The organism is Streptomyces sp. UH6 (assembly GCF_013421635.1).
Taxonomy (GTDB): domain Bacteria; phylum Actinomycetota; class Actinomycetes; order Streptomycetales; family Streptomycetaceae; genus Streptomyces; species Streptomyces abyssomicinicus.
Window position 1 is genome coordinate 1 of the sequence record NZ_JACADT010000411.1, and the last position, 4,815, is coordinate 4,815.

Annotated in this window: 1 protein-coding gene; it reads left to right on the forward strand. The window is 72.8% G+C overall.

The annotated features are described in order from the left end of the window. A partial coding sequence (locus HW445_RS18755) for a type I polyketide synthase (RefSeq protein ID WP_180222153.1) occupies nt 1-4,815 on the forward strand: 4,815 nt, incomplete at both ends.

Here is a 4,815-nt window from a genome sequence, read left to right on the forward strand (position 1 = left end):
ACCGGAGAGGGCCGTGCACCGGAGGGCGGTTTCCTCTACGACGCGGGCGAGTTCGACGCTGATTTCTTCGGCATCGGCCCGCGTGAGGCCCTGGCGATGGACCCGCAGCAGCGCCTCCTGCTCGAAGCCTCCTGGGAGGCATTGGAACGGGCAGGGCTTGACCCGACCTCTCTGCGCGGCAGTCGCACCGGTGTCTTCGCCGGCCTCATGTACCACGACTACGTCACCCAGGTGTCTGGCGTGGAGACCGCCGAGGGCTACCTCGGAACGGGTAACGCGGGCAGTGTTGTTTCGGGCCGGGTGGCTTATGCCCTGGGGCTTGAGGGTCCGGCGGTGACGGTGGACACGGCGTGCTCGTCGTCCCTGGTCGCCCTGCACTGGGCCATCCAGGCGCTGCGCTCGGGCGAGTGCGACATGGCTCTCGCGGGCGGTGTGACCGTCATGGCCACCCCCACGACGTTCGCCGAGTTCTCCCGACAGGGTGGACTGGCCTTCGACGGTCGCTGCAAGTCGTTCTCGGACGACGCGGACGGCACCGGCTGGGGCGAAGGCGTCGGCGTGCTGCTGGTCGAGCGTCTCTCCGACGCCCGCCGCAACGGGCACCCCGTCCTCGCGGTCGTGCGCGGCTCCGCCGTCAACCAGGACGGCGCCAGCAACGGCCTCACCGCCCCCAACGGCCCGTCCCAGCAGCGCGTCATCCGCGCGGCGCTCGCCGGGGCCGGCCTGACCGGCGCCGACGTCGACGCCGTCGAGGCCCACGGCACCGGCACCACCCTCGGCGACCCGATCGAGGCCCAGGCCCTGCTCGCCACGTACGGGCAGGAGCGTCCGGAGGACGGCCGGCCGCTGTGGCTGGGATCGATCAAGTCCAACCTGGGTCACACCCAGGCCGCCGCCGGCGTCGCCGGGATCATCAAGATGGTCATGGCGATGCGCCACGGCATCCTGCCGCCCACCCTCCACGCCGAGGAACCTTCGTCGAAGGTGGACTGGTCGGCGGGCGCGGTGGCACTGCTCACGGAGGCACGGGAGTGGCCGGAGACGGGTAACCGCCCGCGTCGTGCGGGTGTGTCGTCGTTCGGCATCAGCGGCACCAACGCGCACGTCATCCTGGAGTCCGCCGAGCCCGAGCCCGAGCCCGAGCCGGTCGCCGGGGCGGAGGAGCCGGAGACTGTGCTGCCGGTGGTGCCGTGGGTGCTGTCGGCAAAGTCGCCGGAGGCTCTGGCGGGCCAGGCGGAGCGTCTGCTGCCGCTGGCTACGGGTGACGTCTCGCCGGTGGACGTGGGCTGGTCCCTGGTGTCCGCGCGCACCCTGTTCGACCACCGTGCGGTGGTCTTCGGCGAGGACCGTGAGGATCTGCTGCGCGCGGTGGCCGAGGGCCGTTCGGCGGCGGGTGTGGTGTCGGGTGTGGCCGGGGGAGGGCGTTCGGCGTTCCTGTTCTCCGGCCAGGGCTCACAGCGGGCCGGGATGGGCCGCGAGCTGTACGACGGGTTCCCGGTGTTCGCGGACGCGTTCGACGCGGTCTGCGCGGAGCTCGACAAGCACCTGGACCGGCCGGTCAAGGAACTGGTCTTCGACCCGGAGTCCGACCTCCTCGACCGCACCGTCTACACCCAGACGGGCCTCTTCGCCGTCGAGGTCGCCCTGTTCCGGCTGATGGAGCACTGGGGCGTCACCCCTGACTACCTCCTCGGCCACTCCATCGGTGAGCTGGCTGCCGCACACGTCGCCGGTGTTTGGTCCCTCGAGGACGCCGCCGCTCTCGTCGCCGCCCGCGGTCGGCTGATGCAGGCCCTGCCGGAGGGCGGAGCCATGGTCGCCGTCCAGGCGACCGAGGACGACATCCTGCCGCTGCTCACCGACAACGTCTCCATCGCCGCCCTCAACGGGCCCACCTCCGTCGTCATCTCCGGCGACGAAGACGAGGTAACGGCCATCGCCGAGCGCTTCGAGAAGTCGAAGCGGCTGCGTGTCAGCCACGCCTTCCACTCACCGCGCATGGGGCTGATGCTGGAGGTGTTCCGGCAGGTCGTGCAGGAGGTGACCTTCCACGCCCCGCGGATCCCGATCGTCTCCAACCTCACCGGCACCGTCGCCGGGGAGGAGCTGCTGACCGCCGACTACTGGGTCAACCACGTCCGCCAGGCCGTCCGGTTCGCCGACGGCATCCGTCACCTGGACGCCCAGGGCGTGAGCACCTACCTGGAGCTGGGCCCCGGCGGTGTCCTGTCCGCCATGGCCCAGGAGACGGTGGCCGACGCCGCGTTCGTCCCGGCCCTGCGGAAGAACCGGCCCGAGACCGACGCCGTCGTCACCGCCCTCGCCGAGCTCCACATCAACGGCACCACCGTCGACTGGAGCGCCTACTACGCCGGCACCAACGCCCAGCAGATCGACCTCCCCACCTATGCCTTCCAGCGCCGGCACTACTGGCCTGAGCCGGCCAAGGAGGAGGTCCTCACCGCTGCCGATCCCGCCGACGCGGCGTTCTGGAAGGCGGTGGAGGACGAGGACCTGTCCGCGCTGGACCTCAGCGGGGACCTCAGCCTCAAGGACGCCCTCCCGGCCCTGTCGTCCTGGCGCGACCGGCAGCGCCGGCACTCCACCCTCGACCGGTGGCGCTACCGGGTGGTCTGGAGTCCCGTGCGGATCGCGGACGGGGACATCACCGGGCGCTGGCTGCTCGTGGAGCCCGCAGGGGACCCGGCTGACGACGGTCCGCGTGCGGAGGTCCTCGCCGAGGTACTGGCCGAGGTACTGGCCGAGCAGGGCGCCGAGGTGGTGCGCGTCGCCGCAGCCGACCGTGGCGCACTGGCCACGCGTCTCGCCGAGGCCGGCGCCTCCGGTGCCGTCACCGGGGTCGTCTCGTTGCTGGACCTGCGGGACACCGTCGTCCTCGTCCAGGCACTCGGCGACGCGGACGTGACGGCGCCCCTGTGGTGCCTGACCCGAGGGGCGGTCTCCACCGGCGACGTGGACCCGGTGCTCCGCCCGGAGCAGGCCGCCGTATGGGGGATCGGCCGGGTCGCCGCTCTGGAGCTGCCCCATCGCTGGGGCGGGCTCGTCGACCTGCCGGAGGAGTTCGACGACAGCGCGGCCGCGCGGCTGCGCGCGGTGCTCGCCTCCGCGGGGGACGAGGACCAGGTGGCCGTGCGGGGGACCGGCGTGTACGCGCGCCGGCTGGTCCGGGTTTCCGCCGGGCACGGCGCCTCCACCGCATGGAGGCCACGCGGCACCGTCGTCGTCACCGGAGGAACCGGCGCGCTGGGCGCCCGGGTCGCCCGCCGCCTCGCGGAAGGCGGTGCCGAGCATCTCGTCCTCACCAGCCGCCGTGGCCTCGAAGCACCCGGCGCCGCCGGACTCCGTGACGAACTCTCCGCGTCCGGCGCGCGCGTGACGGTCGCGGCCTGCGACGTCACCGACCAGAAGGCCCTGTACCAGCTGCTCGACGGACTGCGCGCCGCGCAGGAGGAGATCACCGCGGTCGTCCACACCGCCGGTATCGGCCCCACCCGCCCCGTGAGCGACCTCGACGACGAGGAGCTGCGGGCCGTGCAGGAGGCCAAGGTGCGCGGCGCCCTCCTCCTCGACGCGTACTTCGACGACGACGTCCCCCTGGACGCGTTCGTCCTCTTCTCCTCCAGCGCGGGTGTGTGGGGCAGCGCCGGCCAGGGCGCCTACGCCGCCGCCAACGCGCACCTCGACGCCCTCGCCGAACAGCGCCGCTCGCGCGGCCTCACCGCCACGTCTCTGGCCTGGGGGGCCTGGGGCGGCGGAGGCATGGCCGACGGCGAGGCGGGCGAACTGATGCGCAAGCGCGGGCTTCCGCTGATGGACCCCGGCCTGGCCCTGCTGGCCCTCGAGCACGCGACCGCGTCCGACGAGACCTGCCAGGTCGTGGCGGACGTCGACTGGGAACTGTTCGCCCCCCGCTTCACCGCGGCCCGCCCCCGCCCGCTGATCTCCGAGATCCCCGAGGTCCAGTCCCTCGCCCGGACGGCCGAGCAGGCGCTGCGGGACGGGTCGGCCGGCGGCTCGTCGTTCGTCGCCCGGCTGCGCGGTCTGTCCGCCGCCGAGCAGCATCAGACGCTGCTCAAGCTGGTGCGGACCGAGGCGGCAGCCGTGCTGGGGCATCCCGGCCCCGAGGCCGTGAAGCCCGGGCGGGTCTTCCAGGACCTCGGGTTCGACTCGCTCGCCGTCGTCGAACTGCGGAACCGTCTGAAGGCCGCCACCGGTCTGTCGCTGGCAGCCACCCTCGCCTTCGACCACCCGTCGCCCGAGGCCCTCGCCCGCCACCTCCACGGCGCTCTCGTCGGCGACTCCGACACCGCGGAGCGGGAGGAGTTCCCCGCCGCGCGCGACGGCGTGACGGACGACGACCCGATCGTCGTCGTCGGCATGAGCTGCCGCTTCCCCGGCGGCGTGAACTCCCCCGAGCAGCTGTGGGAGCTCATCGCGGCGGGCGAGGACGCCGTCGGAGGCTTCCCGGTGGATCGCGGCTGGGACCTGGAGCGGCTGTACGACCCGACGCGCAGCACACCGAACACCACCTACGTCGATCGAGGCGGTTTCCTCTACGAGGCCGGGTACTTCGATCCGGCGCTGTTCGGCATCTCGCCGCGTGAGGCACTCGGCATGGACCCGCAGCAGCGGTTGCTGCTGGAGACGTCGTGGGAGGCGTTCGAGCGGTCGGGCATCGACCCGGCCTCCGTGCGCGGCACCCGGACGGGTGTCTTCGCCGGCACCAACGGCCAGGACTACGCCACCTTGCTGCTGGGCGTCACCGACGCAGACAGCCTGTCGATGACCAGCAAC